Source organism: Pseudovibrio ascidiaceicola (assembly GCF_900114245.1).
In the GTDB taxonomy this organism is placed as follows: domain Bacteria; phylum Pseudomonadota; class Alphaproteobacteria; order Rhizobiales; family Stappiaceae; genus Pseudovibrio; species Pseudovibrio ascidiaceicola.
Map to the genome: position 1 here is coordinate 298,291 of NZ_FOSK01000004.1, position 15,788 is coordinate 314,078.

18 protein-coding genes and 1 pseudogene are annotated in these 15,788 nt (G+C 51.0%); 8 read left to right on the forward strand and 11 right to left on the reverse strand.

What is annotated here, in order from left to right:
• Positions 1–837 (forward strand): TrmH family RNA methyltransferase, encoded by an 837-nt coding sequence (locus BM231_RS09935; RefSeq protein ID WP_093518919.1) that lies wholly within the window; start codon positions 1–3, stop codon positions 835–837.
• A 21-nt stretch (positions 838–858) separates the two neighbouring features.
• The gene (locus BM231_RS09940; protein WP_093518921.1) at positions 859–1,722 is read left to right on the forward strand and encodes an SDR family oxidoreductase; all 864 of its coding nucleotides are present in this window, start codon (positions 859–861) and stop codon (positions 1,720–1,722) included.
• A 67-nt stretch (positions 1,723–1,789) separates the two neighbouring features.
• Here BM231_RS09940 and BM231_RS09945 read toward each other — a convergent pair whose 3' ends face one another.
• Together BM231_RS09945 and BM231_RS09950 are read right to left on the reverse strand one after the other, a co-directional pair.
• Positions 1,790–2,203 carry a GFA family protein gene (locus tag BM231_RS09945; RefSeq protein WP_093518923.1) on the reverse strand — a complete coding sequence of 138 codons (414 nt, stop codon included), beginning with the start codon at positions 2,201–2,203 and terminating at the stop codon, positions 1,790–1,792.
• A 72-nt stretch (positions 2,204–2,275) separates the two neighbouring features.
• Positions 2,276–2,692: a GFA family protein gene (locus tag BM231_RS09950; protein ID WP_093518925.1), complete on the reverse strand. Its 417-nt coding sequence runs from the start codon at positions 2,690–2,692 to the stop codon at positions 2,276–2,278.
• A 204-nt stretch (positions 2,693–2,896) separates the two neighbouring features.
• Here BM231_RS09950 and BM231_RS09955 point away from each other — a divergent pair, with 204 nt between their 5' ends.
• Positions 2,897–3,529 (forward strand): DUF2799 domain-containing protein, encoded by a 633-nt coding sequence (locus tag BM231_RS09955; protein WP_063309541.1) that lies wholly within the window; start codon positions 2,897–2,899, stop codon positions 3,527–3,529.
• A 41-nt stretch (positions 3,530–3,570) separates the two neighbouring features.
• The gene (locus BM231_RS09960) at positions 3,571–4,023 is read left to right on the forward strand and encodes a YtoQ family protein (RefSeq protein WP_093518927.1); all 453 of its coding nucleotides are present in this window, start codon (positions 3,571–3,573) and stop codon (positions 4,021–4,023) included.
• Positions 4,024–4,168: 145 nt separating this feature from the next.
• On the opposite strand, the gene BM231_RS09965 is transcribed toward BM231_RS09960, so the two are convergent.
• Entirely contained in the window at positions 4,169–5,644 is a 1,476-nt protein-coding gene (locus tag BM231_RS09965; protein WP_093518929.1) for a methyl-accepting chemotaxis protein, read from the reverse strand.
• Positions 5,645–5,807: 163 nt separating this feature from the next.
• Here BM231_RS09965 and BM231_RS09970 point away from each other — a divergent pair, with 163 nt between their 5' ends.
• Together BM231_RS09970 and BM231_RS09975 are read left to right on the forward strand one after the other, a co-directional pair.
• Positions 5,808–6,224: a GNAT family acetyltransferase gene (locus BM231_RS09970; protein WP_093518932.1), complete on the forward strand. Its 417-nt coding sequence runs from the start codon at positions 5,808–5,810 to the stop codon at positions 6,222–6,224.
• A 388-nt stretch (positions 6,225–6,612) separates the two neighbouring features.
• A complete protein-coding gene (locus BM231_RS09975; RefSeq protein ID WP_093518934.1) occupies positions 6,613–8,514 on the forward strand; it encodes a PhoX family protein in 1,902 nt (633 codons plus the stop codon).
• An 83-nt stretch (positions 8,515–8,597) separates the two neighbouring features.
• Here BM231_RS09975 and BM231_RS27590 read toward each other — a convergent pair.
• The 7 genes and pseudogenes from BM231_RS27590 to BM231_RS10010 all read right to left on the reverse strand — a co-directional run bounded on the left by BM231_RS27590 (position 8,598) and on the right by BM231_RS10010 (position 13,238).
• Positions 8,598–8,980: pseudogene (locus BM231_RS27590) on the reverse strand (GFA family protein).
• A gap of 178 nt (positions 8,981–9,158) precedes the next feature.
• Entirely contained in the window at positions 9,159–9,515 is a 357-nt protein-coding gene (gene rplT, locus BM231_RS09985; protein WP_008553032.1) for a 50S ribosomal protein L20, read from the reverse strand.
• Positions 9,516–9,544: 29 nt separating this feature from the next.
• Complete coding sequence (rpmI, locus tag BM231_RS09990) at positions 9,545–9,742, reverse strand: 50S ribosomal protein L35 (protein WP_057464257.1); 198 nt, start codon at positions 9,740–9,742, stop codon at positions 9,545–9,547.
• Positions 9,743–9,926: 184 nt separating this feature from the next.
• On the reverse strand, positions 9,927–10,577 hold the full coding sequence (locus BM231_RS09995; RefSeq protein ID WP_159437954.1) for a lysoplasmalogenase: 651 nt from the start codon (positions 10,575–10,577) through the stop codon (positions 9,927–9,929).
• A 116-nt stretch (positions 10,578–10,693) separates the two neighbouring features.
• On the reverse strand, positions 10,694–11,200 hold the full coding sequence (locus BM231_RS10000; protein WP_208860249.1) for a nucleoside deaminase: 507 nt from the start codon (positions 11,198–11,200) through the stop codon (positions 10,694–10,696).
• Positions 11,201–11,329: 129 nt separating this feature from the next.
• On the reverse strand, positions 11,330–11,872 hold the full coding sequence (infC, locus tag BM231_RS10005) for a translation initiation factor IF-3 (protein WP_082596985.1): 543 nt from the start codon (positions 11,870–11,872) through the stop codon (positions 11,330–11,332).
• A gap of 190 nt (positions 11,873–12,062) precedes the next feature.
• Entirely contained in the window at positions 12,063–13,238 is a 1,176-nt protein-coding gene (locus tag BM231_RS10010; protein ID WP_208860250.1) for a glycosyltransferase family 4 protein, read from the reverse strand.
• A 131-nt stretch (positions 13,239–13,369) separates the two neighbouring features.
• Between BM231_RS10010 and BM231_RS10015 the strand changes: the two genes are divergently transcribed.
• Positions 13,370–14,158: an alpha/beta hydrolase gene (locus tag BM231_RS10015; RefSeq protein ID WP_093518940.1), complete on the forward strand. Its 789-nt coding sequence runs from the start codon at positions 13,370–13,372 to the stop codon at positions 14,156–14,158.
• A 34-nt stretch (positions 14,159–14,192) separates the two neighbouring features.
• Here the strand turns inward: BM231_RS10015 and BM231_RS10020 are convergent, their stop codons facing one another.
• On the reverse strand, positions 14,193–15,089 hold the full coding sequence (locus BM231_RS10020) for a LysR family transcriptional regulator (RefSeq protein ID WP_208860251.1): 897 nt from the start codon (positions 15,087–15,089) through the stop codon (positions 14,193–14,195).
• Between the two features lie 130 nt (positions 15,090–15,219).
• Between BM231_RS10020 and BM231_RS10025 the strand changes: the two genes are divergently transcribed.
• Positions 15,220–15,729: a lactoylglutathione lyase family protein gene (locus BM231_RS10025; protein WP_093518944.1), complete on the forward strand. Its 510-nt coding sequence runs from the start codon at positions 15,220–15,222 to the stop codon at positions 15,727–15,729.
• The last annotated feature ends 59 nt before the right edge of the window (positions 15,730–15,788 follow it).

The following is a 15,788-nucleotide window of genomic DNA, read 5'->3' on the forward strand; positions in this document are numbered from 1 at the left end:
ATGGAAACCAGAGAAAATCACCGTGCCGGTGCAGTAAAACAGATCACTTCGCATTCAAATCCGATTGTGAAGGAGATCAAGGGTCTTGTTGCTCAGCGTAAGAATCGCAAACAGTCCGGGTTGTTCGTCGCCGAAGGCCTGAAGCTGGCAACTGATGCTTTGGAAGCAGGCTGGGGTGTACGTTATCTGGCACTTGGCCCTGAAGCTCGCGAAAACAAGATTGCGTTAGAAGCGGCTGCAAAAGCAAAAGCCCGCGGCGCCCTCATTCTTGAGGTGAACACGGCTGTGCTTGGAGCGATCACCCGCCGTGATAATCCGCAAATGGTTGTTGGTGTTTATGAGCAGCAGACACTGAAGCTCAGTGACATTGACCCAAGAAGTGCCACCACATGGATCGCGCTTGATCGTGTGCGAGATCCCGGCAATCTGGGAACCATCATCCGCACTGGCGATGCGGTTGGTGCAACTGGCGTCATTCTGATTGACGAAACGACTGATCCATTTGCCGTTGAGACTGTGCGTGCGACAATGGGCTCTCTGTTCCATATGCCACTTGTGCGTTGTACTGCTGATGAGTTCATTGAATTCCGCAAGAAGTGGTCCGGACCTGTAGTTGGTACCCATTTGCGGGGCACAAAGGACTATCGTGCTGTAGATTATAAAGAACCTGTCATTTTGCTGATGGGCAATGAGCAGGCTGGCCTGAGTGATAAACTGGCTGATACTTGCTCTGATCTGGTGAAGATTCCGCAGGCGGGTCAGGCTGATTCAATGAATTTGGCCGTTGCAACGGCTGTGATGCTTTATGAAGTGCGCAGGAACTATCTGAAGCTGTAAACGTAAGCCGGGGGGCTTGGAATGCGCTTGTTGATTTTGGGGGCTGGATATTCAGCTCGCCACTTTGTGAAAATGTACGGGACCGAATTTTCCTGGATTGGCGGAACGACCCGCTCACCTGAGAAAATGGAGGAACTGCAATCCAAAGGGGTTCAGCCGATCCTGTTTGACGGACAAACAGCAAGCGATGAGTTGTTGGAGGCGATTGCCACTGCAACTCATATTCTGGTTTCTGCCGCGCCAACGGACGATGGTGACCCTCTGCTGAATGCTGCGCGTGACGCAGTTGCGAAAGCAAAGCCAACGGCAATCTGCTATCTCTCTACCATCGGGGTATATGGCGACCACGAAGGTCGCTGGGTAACAGAAACAGCAGAGTGCAATCCAACCTCCAAGCGCTCCAAACAGCGTCTGGAAGCCGAGCGCGAGTGGCTTGCATTCTCAAAAGAAACCAGCATCCCAGTCAGCATTTTACGTCTTGCAGGCATTTATGGCCGTGGCCAGAATGCACTTTGCAATCTGGACAAGGGTAAAGCTCGTCGGATTATCAAGGAAGGTCAGGTCTTCAACCGGATTCACGTGAGTGATATTGCTGGGGCTGTACAGCATGCATTTGAAGACAACGCGTCCGGTATTTTCAACGTGTGTGATGATGCACCGTGTCCGCCAGAAGACGTGGTGGAATATGCAGCACGCCTGATGGGTGTGGAGCCACCGCCAGCAGTCGCTTTTGAAGATGCTGATCTTTCGCCTATGGCAATTTCGTTTTACGGCGAAGTGAAGCGCGCGAGCAATGCCAAGCTGAAAGGCGCTTTGGGGTATAAGTTCAAGTTCCCGAACTACCGGGAAGCGTTGGATTATATGTGGGAGAACGGCTGGAGCTAAAGCGTGTGAAGAACACGCCCTGATCCAACCGCTCACCTTGCACCGGTTTTGACCGCAGAGCGGATTTTTATACTGTTTCGTGTTGAGGCAGGTCTCCTTCTATCTCGTAGTAATCGCCTTTGCTGGCGCAGAAGATGTGACCTGCCAGTTTCGAGCCTGTCGGTTCTTCCAAAAGCCCAGCGCTGAAGTAAACCTCATGAGAAATCTCGGGGATTTTGTCTCCATGATAAAACAGGCTACTGCCGCAATTCTTGCAAAATGCGCGCTTGGCATAGTCGGAGGAACGGTAATAAGAGATGTTCTCTTCACCGCTCTCAACCTTCAAAGCATCAAATGGAATCGCGATTGCATGGAACGGCCCGCTGTTACAACGGCGGCACATTGTGCAGTGGCATAAACCAATATCTTTTTGGGGCGCTTCAGCCTTGAATGAGACTTCGCCACAAAGGCATTTCGCTTTATAAATTCTTAAATCTGACATTTCTTTCTCCCTAAGAGCTTATTGCGCAACCTTAGCCGAGGGCCACGGTTCGGGATAAGATCAATTTTCTCATTAATCTTCGTGAGCGTATTGAGGGCGGCCATCCTCAATCTCGTAGTAGTCTCCCTTCGTGGCACAAAAGATATGATTGCCTGCTGTGAGACCGGTTGGTTGCTCCAACGTACCAACGGCAATCGCAATTCGGTCTTTCCATTGAGGATGGCGATCAGCATGCCAAAACAGGTTTGAACCGCATTTTGAACAGAAACCGCGCCGGGCAAACTCAGAGGATTCATAGTATTTGACGGTGTCTTCGCCTGAGGTGAACATCAGATCTGCCAGCGGCACACTATACGCCTCAAACGGGCCACTGCCCCATTGGCGACATTGCTTGCAATGGCAGCTACTGACCGGTTCATTTGGCGCTTCACCTTCAAAAGTGACCGCTCCACACAGGCAACACCCTTTAAATTCTATGGTCTTCGTCATCTGACTTTCCAATACCTACTGCAATGAGATGGCCTCTCGAATCGAGGGCTATGCGATTCCTTAAAAAAGAACATATAGCGAACATTTGTATTCAGCAAGCGTTCAGGTTAAGTCTCGTATCTGGGTTTCATAGATTCAATTTTTGTCCAATCAGATGTGCGGGGCACTACAAGGTGATTGGATTTCAGGGAAGGCATGTTGGGGATGCGGGTACTTTTTACTGTTGTGGGGTTGGGGCTGGCGCTTAGCGGTTGCGCCTCTCTCTCCGAGGAAGATTGCAAGGTCGGCGACTGGCAAGGCATTGGCGTTGTTGATGGCCGTGCTGGTTACACCTCTGACAAGCTGAATGAACATACTAAAGCTTGCGGCAAGTACGGCGTCACACCGGATGTGGGGGCCTATATGGCTGGGCGAACCATTGGCCTGCAAAGCTACTGCACGCCAATTTCTGGCTTTGAGCAGGGCCGCGAGGGCAAGAGCTACCGTGGTGTATGCCCAATCGCCACAGAAGAGAGCTTCAAAGTCGGCTACTCTCTGGGCAACCAGCTTTATTCGGCAAACGAGTCTGCCAGTGAAGCTCAGGAAGCTGTCTGGGAGATTCAACGCCGCATTGACCGGCTTGAAGAAGAGGCACGTGGTGAGGATTGCAAGTCTGGCAAGGAAGGCAAGGCCTGCCGGAAAGCTGCAGATGCCGCCCGTACAGACTCGTATCTGGCACGTGCAGACTTGTTGCTTGCACAAAATCGGTTATTCTCGCGCGAACGCCAGCGCGATCGTGTCCGAAAAGAAGTCACCAATAAGCTGCTTGACCTTGAACCGAGCTACAACCCCTCCTAAAATTTGTAGGCAAATGCAGATTCTTAGGGGAAGGCGAGCCGATGAAAACGTGGCGTGTTTATCTTTCAGGTGAAATCCACACCGACTGGAGAGAGCGTATTGAACATGGTGCGGCTGATGCAGGCCTACCTGTTCATTTCGACAGTGCTGTGACTGATCACGAAGCCAGTGATGATTGCGGTGTCGAAATTCTAGGTCCAGAAGAAAACAACTTCTGGCGAGATCACAAGGGAGCAAAAGTGAACGCTATGCGCACCCGCACATTGCTCTCCGAGGCAGATATCGTTGTGGTTCGCTTTGGCGACAAATACCGGCAATGGAATGCAGCATTCGATGCAGGTTTCGCCTCGGCACTAGGCAAAAGCATCATCGTGTTGCACGAACCAGCTCTGACGCATCCACTGAAGGAAGTGGATGCCGCGGCTCTGGCTGTTGCAGAAGACCCAGACCAGGTGGTTGACCTGCTTCGTTACGTGATCCGCGGCGAGCTGTAAGCCCCTCCCAATTCAAGGGAAGACGCTGTTTCACCACGGCCCTACACTCTCACCTCGTTATGAGGGATGAGTGTAGGGCCTTTTGTTTTTTGGGGCTTTAATATCAAGCAAGGTGGCAACCTTGAACTGGGCTGCCTGCTTCCGGTCAAGCATTGAATGCGATGAGGGTGTTGCCCCAGTGGCGGCCTTGGACCCAGATTGGGGCCGAAACCAGTTTGATCATCATTACTTTGCCACCACCCATATCTCGGCGATACGTTTGCAGGCTGTATTCCTTGGTGTTCTTGCTTGCATTTAGGCCAGCATGGTCATCGAACATTCTGCGGTTACGACAGTTTGCTGCATTCCAGACCGGATCATTGCCTTGCGGTTTGGAATAGTCTTTGCTGTGTGTTGGCAGATAAGCGTTCTTGTCCAGTGCTGCGCAGAAGACGATGTGGTCATCAAGATCTTTGACTGGCTCTTGAATAGCTGGAAGCACCCGATCAGTCATTTGGGTGAAAAGTGCCATGAACTGCGCTGGATTGGAGCCTTCAATTGGCGTGTAGTTGAAATCGAAGAGGTCATTCACTGAGATCCGGCCTGCGTCCACTTCAGCTTCAAACGCTTCCATGGTCTTTCCAGCGGTCTCTTTTGCCACCTCGATCATCTGCTGATTGAGGTTATCGCCATGTTCGACAGCCACTTCGGCGAGAAGCGCGTCGGCAGTTTGAGAGGTGCCCAGCATCTGGCCCGAAACCTGTTCGATGCTTTCCGCATTTGTTGAGACAACACCGATCATTTCATCACGGTTGCGCAAAAGCTCTTCGGTATCGGCATCGTTGTTTGCACAAGCGGTTCGTATGGAGTCCGTATTTGCGGATATGTTGTCAACCATCGCTTCCAACTCATGGAAGAGGTCGTTGATGGATTGAGTGCTGCTTTCAGCGGTTCCGACGGTACCAAGCGCGCTCTTACCCAAGTCAACCAAGGTGTCAGCTTCTTTGCCGAGTTGGAGAATGGTCTGGTCGATCTGCTCCGTTGCAACAGTCGTTTGTGTTGCAAGGGCTTTCACTTCACTGGCAACAACCGCAAAGCCCTTCCCTGCTTCACCGGCACGGGCTGCTTCAATGGTTGCGTTGAGCGCCAGCAGGTTAGTTTGGCGGGCAATGGCATCGATAGAGCTGGAGAATTGGCGGACGTTGGCAAATGAAGCCTGAAGACCTTCCAGTTGTCGGTTGATACTGCTGATGGCTGTTGACAGGCTGTTGATGTTGGCAAGCGCGTCGGTCACCACCTCCTGAGACTTAGACATGGTATCACGGGCGTTAGACGTCTGCTCAGCAGTTTGTTCAACCGCTGCACTCACTTCCCGGTTACTTTCGACAACGCGCCCAGACGCGTCCTGGAGGCTTTCCATGGCCACTTTCAAAGCGCCTGCGGTGTTATTCACGGCGTCCAGCTCTCCCGCAGCTGATGCCATGTCCAACGCGAGCGCATCCAATTCGCCAAACAAGCGTGCACTATCAATGGAATTCTTAGGTTCTGTAAATTCCACCACTGCAGACTGACCGATTACTTCTCCTTGGTCGTTTGCAGCGGCTTCAGCAAGCATTTGTGTATTACGCTTAAAAAAAGCCATGTCGAAAACCTCTCAATCGCGCAAAGATTTTCATATTTTTACTTATAGATTATTAACCCTGTTATTATTCCTATTCTCAATTGCAAGTTACTGTATTAAAAAGGATAATCACAAAACATCCTGTGATTACTTTTCTATTTTCAAACTACTATGTGCGGTGCATATGATTTATCGTGAAATGTGCTTATCAGATCAGGATGCAGTTATTGCTCTCTGGAAAGCTGCCGGGGTCTTCCGTGAATGGAATAATCCGGTTCGGGATATCGAGAAAGCACTCGAGGGCGAACACTCTACGATTTTGATTGGTGAGCTGGATGGGATTGTTGTTGCCAGCATTATGTGCGGTGAAGACGGGCATCGCGGTTGGTTTTATTATGTCAGCACACACCCGAACCATCGGGGAAAAGGGCTTGGTAAGGCAATTACAGCAGCAGCAGAGGATTGGTTGCGAGCACGAGGCATCTGGAAAGTTAACCTGCTTGTACGCGGAGATAACGCGCAGGCTGTTAGCTTCTATGAGGGACAAGGATACATGGATACCCACTCCGTCTGTTTGCAAAAGGTGATTGAACCAGTGTGAGGTGACGTTTTTGCGCAGATTTCACAGGGGCCTTGGAAACAGTTGAAAGCTTACAAGTACAATCCGAGGCATTCTGAAATTTTGCTAGCAGTACCACCTTGTTAGGCGTCAACTCTTATTTCCTCATGAGCAATATGTTGTTATCATAGCATTTATTGAATAAATTTAAGTAATCCACAAAGCCGCACCAGGCGAAATAGACAATAACAATGAACTACAACAGTTTAATGTGACGTCCAGAAGATATTCTTATTCTCGTATGCGGCAGATTATAACTTGAATACATTACTCATATTACATTTGCAGATTTTTTATACCCCAATTGCTTCGTGAAGATGTCATGTTAGCACCGTAGTATGCATTCACCTTCTTCTACGGGATATTTCCAATGACGAACGAATTTATGAATGAACTCACAGCAGATGAGTGGGATGAGCAGAATTTCCCTCGTGCTGAAGAAAATGAATTTGACCGCGTTGTTGAGCGTGCGATTTCACGCCGCGGATTTCTGGGTGGCGTGTTGGCATTTGGTTCCGGCGCTGCTGTGATGGGTACTGGTGTACTTGGCCTCTCCATGTCTGAAGCCAAGGCGTCTACTTCACGCTTTGCGTTCAAACCTATTCCAACTTACACAGATGCGACCGTGCATGTGCCTGAAGGCTACAGCTGGGAAATTCTGGCGCGCTGGGGCGATGCTCTGGTGGATGGTGCTGAAGCTTTCAACCATGAGACGGGTGGTTCAGCTGCTGGTGCTGATAAGGTGTTTGGCGAGAACACTGATGGCATGGAGAGCTTTCAGTTTCAGGGCAAGCAGCTGCTGGCGATCAACCATGAATACGCTAACCGCAAGATCAACCTGCCTCAAAACGAAGATGGCGCACCGAAGAGCGCTGACGATGTTCTGAAACTGCAACATCTGCAAGGTGTGGTTGTTATTGAAGTGGAAGACAGGGACGATGGCTGGGCTATCGTGAAGAACAGTCCGTTCAACCGCCGCCTCACACACAACACACCGATGACGCTGGCAGGACCTGCTGCTGGTCATCCCTTGCTACAGACGGCTGCTGATCCTTCTGGCACGCAGTCACTTGGAACCTTCAACAACTGCGGATCTGGCAAAACGCCCTGGGGCACGTATCTGACTTGCGAAGAGAACTTCAACGGGTACTTTGGCGCGACTGAAGCGGCTCCAACTGCACGTCTGGACGGTGTTGATGCTGGCTATCAGCGTTATGGCATCAACGAGACAGGCTTCAATTATGACTACCACAAGTTCGATGAGCGCTTTGACATCGCGAAGAACCCAAACGAGCCACACCGCGCCGGCTGGATTGTAGAGATCGACCCGACAGATCCGACTTCTACGCCTGTGAAACACACCGCCCTCGGTCGCTTCAAGCATGAGAATGCGGAAGCTGTTCTGGCACCAGATGGCCGCGTGGTCGTTTACATGGGGGATGATGAGCGCGGCGAGTTCATGTACCGCTTTGTCTCCAATGGCGTTTACGCTCCAGGGCAGTCGACTGATGGCTTATTGGATGAGGGTACGCTCTATGTTGCCAAGTTCAACGATGACCAGACCGGTGAGTGGCTGGCACTGACTCCAGAGACTACTGGCATGGATGCCGCGAGCATCGCGATCTTCAGCCGTATTGCTGGCTCCGTTGTTGGTGCGACCACCATGGATCGTCCTGAATGGATTTCAGCCAATCCGAATGCAGTGGAAGCCTATTGCTGTTTGACCAACAATAAGAACCGCGGTGTGAAGCCAAACGCTGGTGGTGATGACACTTCGATCAACGGCCCGAACCCACGCGAAACCAACAAGTATGGTCAGATTGTACGTTGGCGCCCTCATAATGAGGATCATGCGGCTGCCACGTTCGACTGGGATCTTTACGTGATGGCTGGCAATCCGGCTGTTCACGAAGGCCCGAAGGCCGGGTCTGCAAACGTCAATACTGGCAACATGTTCAACTCACCGGATGGCATGGCATTTGATGAGCGCGGTCTTATCTGGATCCAGACAGATGGCAGTGACAGCAACGAAGGCGACTTTGCTGGCATGGGCAATAATCAGATGCTGGTTGGTGACCCTGTAACCGGAGAAATCCAACGCTTCATGACCGGGCCAACCGGTAGTGAAGTCACTGGCCTGACCTGGTCTGCTGATCGCCGCAGTATGTTTGTGGGCATTCAGCACCCGGGCGGCAACTGGCCAGACGGTGGCAAGCTGCCACGCTCTTCCGTCATCGTCATTAAGCGTGATGATAATGGTGTGATTGGGTAAGTCTCAAGCCATTGTTAAATGCAAGATTCGCTCCTCCGGGCTCCACCCGGGGGAGTTTACATCACTCCAAAGAGCATCGTGGATCAGAACTTTTCAATCTGTGGAGCGCCATCGGTGATCTCGTAGTAGTCACCTTTGTCTTTCACAAAGATATGCTTGCCGATTCCGAGGTTTGTTGGTGCATCAATGCAGCCTGCAGCGATAGCGATACTGTTCTTGTCATTCATTTTGTAGAACAAACTGGAGCCGCAGAATTTGCAAAAACCTCGCTTTGCGAAGTCTGAAGAACCATACAGGTCAGCCCCTCATCCGATGTGAAAGTCAGGTTTTCGTAGGAAGCGTACGTCGAGGCCCAAACGTGACCACTTGTGCGCCTGCATTGGCTGCAGTGGCAGACTGTAACGGTGTCTCTCACCTCTTCCACCTGAAAGCTCACTTTACCGCAGTCGCATTTCCCATTGACCATGCTCACCCCCCAATACAGCAAAGCGCTGAATGCAAATTTTCTGTCGTTTTGCTATTTCTTCACATACTGCAGCAGAAGAACAGGCCTCTTTCGTCGAGTATGGGAGCGAACACAAAAAAAGCAGGCTCCTTGCGGAACCTGCCTTTTTCAAAAAAGCTTCTGCTTTCTACTATAGCAATTAAGCTACAGCAGCCTGCGCCTTTTCAACCAATGCTTTGAATGCATCTGGCTGATTGATCGCGAGGTCAGAAAGAACCTTACGGTCAACTTCGATGCCAGCTTTGTTCAAGCCATCGATGAAGCGGCCGTAGGTCATGCCGTGTTCACGGGTCGCTGCGTTGATACGCTGGATCCAGAGTGCACGGAAGTTCCGCTTGCGAGCTTTACGGTCGCGGTAAGCGTACTGTGCCGCTTTCTCGACTGCCTGCTTAGCAACGCGGATGGTGTTCTTACGACGGCCATAGTAACCTTTGGCTGCCTTAATAACTTTTTTGTGACGAGCGTGGGCGGTGACGCCTCTTTTTACACGTGACATGGTAGTCTCCTAGTGTCAGGTTTTAAGGCTTAGCCGTAAGGCAGATATTTTTTCACGATACGTGCATCTGCATCGCACAGAGTGGTCGTACCACGTGCGTTACGGATGAACTTAGTCGTGCGTTTAATCATGCCGTGGCGTTTGCCAGCCTGGCCACACTTAACTTTGCCAGTCGCGGTCAGTTTGAAGCGCTTTTTGGCTCCAGACTTCGTCTTCAACTTGGGCATTTTGCGTCCTTTCTTGTGATGATCAGTAAACTGATCAAAAATTTGCAATGGATGCATCAGAAGCCGCCACGGCATGCCCTGTAATTCCTGCCTGATTTCCTATAAATTCATAGGAGGCAAACTACAGCCGGGCGACTTTGAACGAGGCCTTATAAAACTGCCAGCATGGGAATGCAAGCAGATTTCAAGAGAACTTGCTGACTGAAACCCTGTGTCTGGTGATAGCCAAGAATATCAACATCTGACCACAATAATATAGTGTCCAAAGTGCCACCGAAACCGGTAGCTGGAGAGGGCTGATGTCGTCCAGACGGAAGAGTTGGATTGCTAGCAGAGTGTCAGACATCATGAAGGCGAGAGCGCCTACCAAAACCCATCCACCAACCTGTGCTGCCATTCCTCCCATAGTTGCTATCAAAATAATATAGATCGCAACTGGAATCATCAGATCACCTGAAAAGGGAAGCAACCACCAACCGGTCGAAAGCACCAGAACTGAGAGAGCCGCTCCTGACAATACGAATATCCTGGAATCGAAATGCCTGATTTTTCGAGAGAACAAGACGATATAAAAAACATGTGCGATCGCAAAACTGCAAAGCCCAACAAGGAACCGAATGTCACCCGGCACAGCCAGAGCTGCATCTCCTACTGAGGACGTCGTCAGGGCCAATGCAAGCAATAGCGGAGCTTGCGTTACAAAAGCCCAAAGAGCGATAACTCCGAGAGCAGTTGTTTTCACAACGGTTTTCAGTAGTGACGGGTCTTGCCAGCAAAAATACACTCCATAGGCAAGCGCAAGACTAAAGCTAATTAAGAAAATGACCTGTCGCATTATCATCGCCCAATTTCAAAACATATTGAATCAGGCTAAGGCGCATTTTGATCGAATGAAATAGCCTATACGGCAAATAATTTTCGTCAAAAAAGTTTGCCGGGCCAGGAAGTGCTTTAAATTTCAATCCCAAGCTTTTGCATCACGCTTTCCCACTGAGCAAAAAGCGTTTTACAGGCTTCACGCTCAACCCCTTCAATCACCGCAATCTGAGGGCGTTGCACCATATGACCTATCAAATCCTGCGCCCTCAGGTCCATTTCCTGGGGCCAGAAGCGTGTCGCGTCTTCATTGGTATAGGCACCAAAGACAATCTGGTCGATTCCAGCCCATATGGTTGCGGCGGTACACATGGCGCAGGGTTCGCAAGTGCTGTATAAGGTGCAACCAGCAAGCCAGCGAGATCCCTGCACTTTACTCGCCTGCCGAATGGCATTGACTTCTCCATGACAGGTCGGGTCACACTCCCGGATCACACTGTCGTAGGCCTGAGCCAACAACCTTCCTTCAGCGGTATAAACCGCCCCACCGAATGGAGAGGGATACGAGGTTTGAAAGGAGGAAGCAGTGAAGGTAACAAGCGCTTGCATGCGCTCGTGATGCAGTTTCATCTCATCATTCATCATCTGGCCTCCACTCTCAGATACAAACGAAAATACCCGACACAATGTGCCGGGTAATCTCAAAATTCTCTGGGGCTACGGTTGAGTAGCTACACGGAAACAAAGCCGGAGCGCTTCAACCTGCCCGTATTAACGAGCGATAGGTGAGAGCACCATCATCATCTGGCGGCCTTCAAGCTTCGGATGGGACTCGACTTTAGCGATGTCCGCAGTCTCTGCTTTAACCTTCAGGAGCAACTTCATGCCGAGATCCTGGTGAGCCATTTCACGGCCACGGAAGCGAAGTGTCACCTTCACTTTATCACCATCTTCAAAGAAGCGCTTCATGTTCCGCATCTTCACTTCATAATCATGAGTGTCGATGTTCGGACGCATTTTGATTTCTTTGATCTCAACGATCTTCTGTTTTTTGCGTGCTTCTGCAGCTTTCTTCTGAGCTTGGTACTTATAGCGACCATAGTCCAGAATCTTACAAACAGGTGGCTGACTGTTCGGAGCAATTTCGACCAGATCCAAACCTTGTTCCACCGCCATTGCGAGGGCTTCTTCGGTTGGAGTCGGGCCGAGGTTGTCACCCTCGGTGTTGATCAGCTGCACTTCGCGAACGCGAATCTCTTTATTGGTGCGCGGCCCTTCCTTAGTGGGTGGCGGTGCGCGAAACGGACGGCGAATGTGAGTATCTCCTCTTTAGACTGCCGAACTTGCGAATATTTGATAACAGTTCAATGACTGGTTCCGACTGTTTCGTCAAGTCGAGAAACGCGTGGGAAGGGCATCAATTGCGCTGCTTTGCTAGAATCAGGAAAAATGCCACGTAAGTCAACACTAGTTTTGTAGGTTCTGACGCGACATTTACAACCAGTTAGCTTCCTGTTGGTAACAGCTCGCGGTAAACGTTTAGTGTGGCATCACACATAGCCTGCTTGGTGAAAGACCGTTCCACATGGTCATGAGCGCGTTTGGTGAGTTTTGCTCGCTCTTCAGCACTCATATCCAAGGCCTGCGCCATCAGCTCGCAGAGTTCTTCTGCATCGCCATTTTCAAAATGCCAGCCGGTACGCTCTTCAGCCTTCACAACAGGTGGCACAAGAACCGTTTCCGGAACAGCACCGATGTTGGAGACAATAATCGGCACGCCAGCTGCCTGTGCTTCCACTGCGGCACGGCCAAAGGCTTCCGCCTCAATAGAGGCCACGACAGAAACATCTGCGATAGCGAGGGCTGCCGGAACATCTGAGCAGTGGCCAACAATGCGCACGCGTTCTGTCAGGTCCGATTCAGCAATCTGAAGTTCCAAAGACTGGCGGTAGGCCTCGCGGCCCTGATCATCGCCTGCCAGAACCACTAGCACATCGTCATAGCCGCCACGTTCAATCAGCTGGCGCGTTGCTTCAATCAGCACGCGCTGGCCTTTCCACTCTGTCAGGCGAGCAAGGTTGATCACCACACGACGGCTGTCGGAGACGCCCCAGCGCGCACGTAAGTCTGTGATACGCTCGTCGCTGATGTTGTCGGGGTTGAAGGATTCCACATCCGGGCCGCGATAAATAACCGAGGTTTTGCCTTTGGTGCGCGGGTCACGCTTTTCCACCAGATCCGCTGTGAACCTGGAGTTGGCGATCACTATATCCGCGCGGGTCATGGAGGAGTTGTAGAACGCCTTGAACTTGTTCGTTTCCTTATAGATGCCGTGATAGGTGGTGACATAAGGAATGTTGAGACGGTGAGCCGCCCACAAAGCCGACCATGCAGGTGCACGGGATCTGGCATGCACCAGATCAACCCTGTTCTGCTGGCAGATACGCTCAATCAAATAAGAGTTTCGCCACATGGTCCAAGGGTTCTTGGACTTCACTGGCAGTTCAAAGTGCACCGCCCCTGTTGCTTCCAACTCGGGGACCATGCGTCCGCCCTGCGAAATCACGAGGCTATTCCAGCCTTCGTTGACGATCGCCTCTGCGACATCCACTGTGGTGCGCTCAGCTCCGCCGGTTTGAAGGTCGGGGACAATTTGCAAAATGGTCGGCACTTTGGACATTTCTCTATGTTTTTTGAGAGTGATCCAACTATGCTCGCCAAAATGTCCGGCGGGCAACTGTGGAGGCTCTGTAATCAGGTTTCCGAACAATTGCCGGCCAGTATAAGCCGATAAGTGTTTGGAGGTTATGAATGAGTGCTGACTTACCGCAATTCATCAGCGTTGGCAAAGGAGACAGTGCACGGAAGATCGCAGTGCGACATGATGAACGCGGTGCACCGGGTGTTCTGTGGCTTTCCGGTTTCAAATCCGACATGCTGGGCACCAAAGCCGAAGTGCTTTGTGAGTGGGCTGAGAAGCAAGGCCTGACCTGCACACGTATGGATTACTCCGGTCACGGTGAATCCGGCGGTGAGTTTGTTGATGGCACCATCTCTCTTTGGCTGGAAGAAGCCGTTGCTGTGTTCAAGCAGTTCTGTAAAGGACCGACCATTGTTGTTGGCTCGTCTATGGGCGGCTGGATGGCACTGTTGCTGGCGAAAGCATTGCATGACGCCTCTGAGACACTTGAGGGCACCCTCTCCGGCATGGTGCTGATTGCTCCTGCCCCGGATTTCACCGAGGAGCTGATGTGGAAGCATGAGTTTACTGATGAGATCAAGCAGGAGATCATGGAGAAAGGTCGCTTTGAGCGCCCATCCGAGTATGAAGACAGTCCATACATCATCACCCGCGATCTGATCGAGGATGGCAGAAAGAACCTTTTGCTTGGTGAGCCAATCATCACCAACTGCAAGACCATCATTTTGCAAGGCCAGAAAGACGATGCTGTGCCGTGGCAGCATGCGCTACGTATTGTTGAGGGCATGGCCCATGATGATGTGGTGCTGACACTTGTGAAAGACGGCGACCACCGCCTGTCTCGTCCGGAAGATCTGGACCGTATGATTGCTGCTGTAGCGGAACTGGCCCAGCGCTAATCTGACTTCGTGGTTAGGCTTTTATAACGGAAGCCTAACCGCTGCTCATCTGCCCACACAATTCCGCGATTTGCTTGCTGAACCAATCATAACGCGCTGCCAGTGTGCGATGCTTTTTTACCGTCAGGTAGAGCGGGTCACTGACGGGTTCTTTCAGCTCGAGAATTCTGATTTTCTCTTGCGCCTCGAAACTGCGAACAGCGGTTTCTGGTAAGACCGTGTACCCGAGCCCCTGTGCGACAGGCACAAGGATCTGACTGAGCTGGTTGATGTAACCGGTTGCTCTGAGGTCAACGCCCACAGCATTTATCTCCGGAAAGTTTGGCGTGAGCAGGCGCTCCGCATAGTGTTGACCGTCCGGGTGATCGATGAAGCCCAGCGCCTCCAGGTCTACAAAGGCCGATGGTTTTTCTTCAAAATCGGCAGGTACCACAAGGCACAGCGGTTCGTTGCCGATGTGGTGTTGCGCAAGTGAAGACTGAACAGTCTGTTGGGTGACGATGCAGAGATCTACCTCATTGCTTTGCAACAATTGCAGGCTGCGATGGTTGGGAGCCACTTCAACTTTCAGCAGCAAACCGGGATGGGAGCTCTGTTGCTTGAGAAGCTTTGGATAGAGGTAAAGCGCCATAGACCCGGAACAAGCAATGCGGATTTCACCGGTATTGGGGTCATCTTGCTGGATGGCTGCGCGCAGGTCTACCTCCTGCTTTTCTGCAGTCAGCGCAAAACCCAGTAGAAGCTCCCCTTCCCGCGTCAGCTCAAAGCCCTTGCCGATTTTCGTGATCAGAGGCGCACCTATTTGCTGCTCCAGCTTTTTCAGATGCTGGCTCACGCCTGGCTGCGTCATGCCAAGTTGATTGGCTGTCTGGGTAAAATGACCGGTTTCGGTGAGTTTAACGAAGGTCTTGAGCCACAGGGAATTCAACATGGCCTTAGCATACATAACATTAAATTATCATAAAACTAATAAATGATAATTTTTGATTTTCTCACAGACTTGCTACATCCAACGTACCCAAGGCACTCCGCCTATAAAGTTTAGCTTAGTGAGGTCTGTAATGTCCGTCCCTTATCCAAGACGCTTCTCCCATATCGGCCTTTCCGTTCCTGATGTGGAAGCCGCAGTCAAATTCTATCGTGATGTGATGGGCTGGTACATCATCATGGAACCAAGCGAGATTGTTGAAGATGACAGTCCGATTGGCGAGATGTGCAGCGATGTGTTTGGTAAAGGCTGGAAGAGCTTCAAAATCGCTCATCTTTCCACCAGTGATGGCATCGGCGTTGAGCTGTTTGAGTTTGTGCAGAATGAGACCCCGGAAAACAACTTTGAATATTGGAAGACCGGTATCTTCCATTACTGTGTTCAGGACCCGGATGTGGAAGGTCTGGCTGCCAAGATTGAAGCAGCTGGCGGCAAACGTCGCATGAAGGAGCCACGCTATTATTATCCGGGTGAGAAGCCATATCGCATGATCTACATGGAAGACCCGTTCGGCAACATTCTGGAAATCTACAGCCACTCCTATGAGCTGCATTATTCCAGCGGGGCCTATAAGGAATCCTAGGCAAACAGGGATGTGCTCGAAGAATTTTAATCGAGCACATCTAAATCTGCCCATGTCAT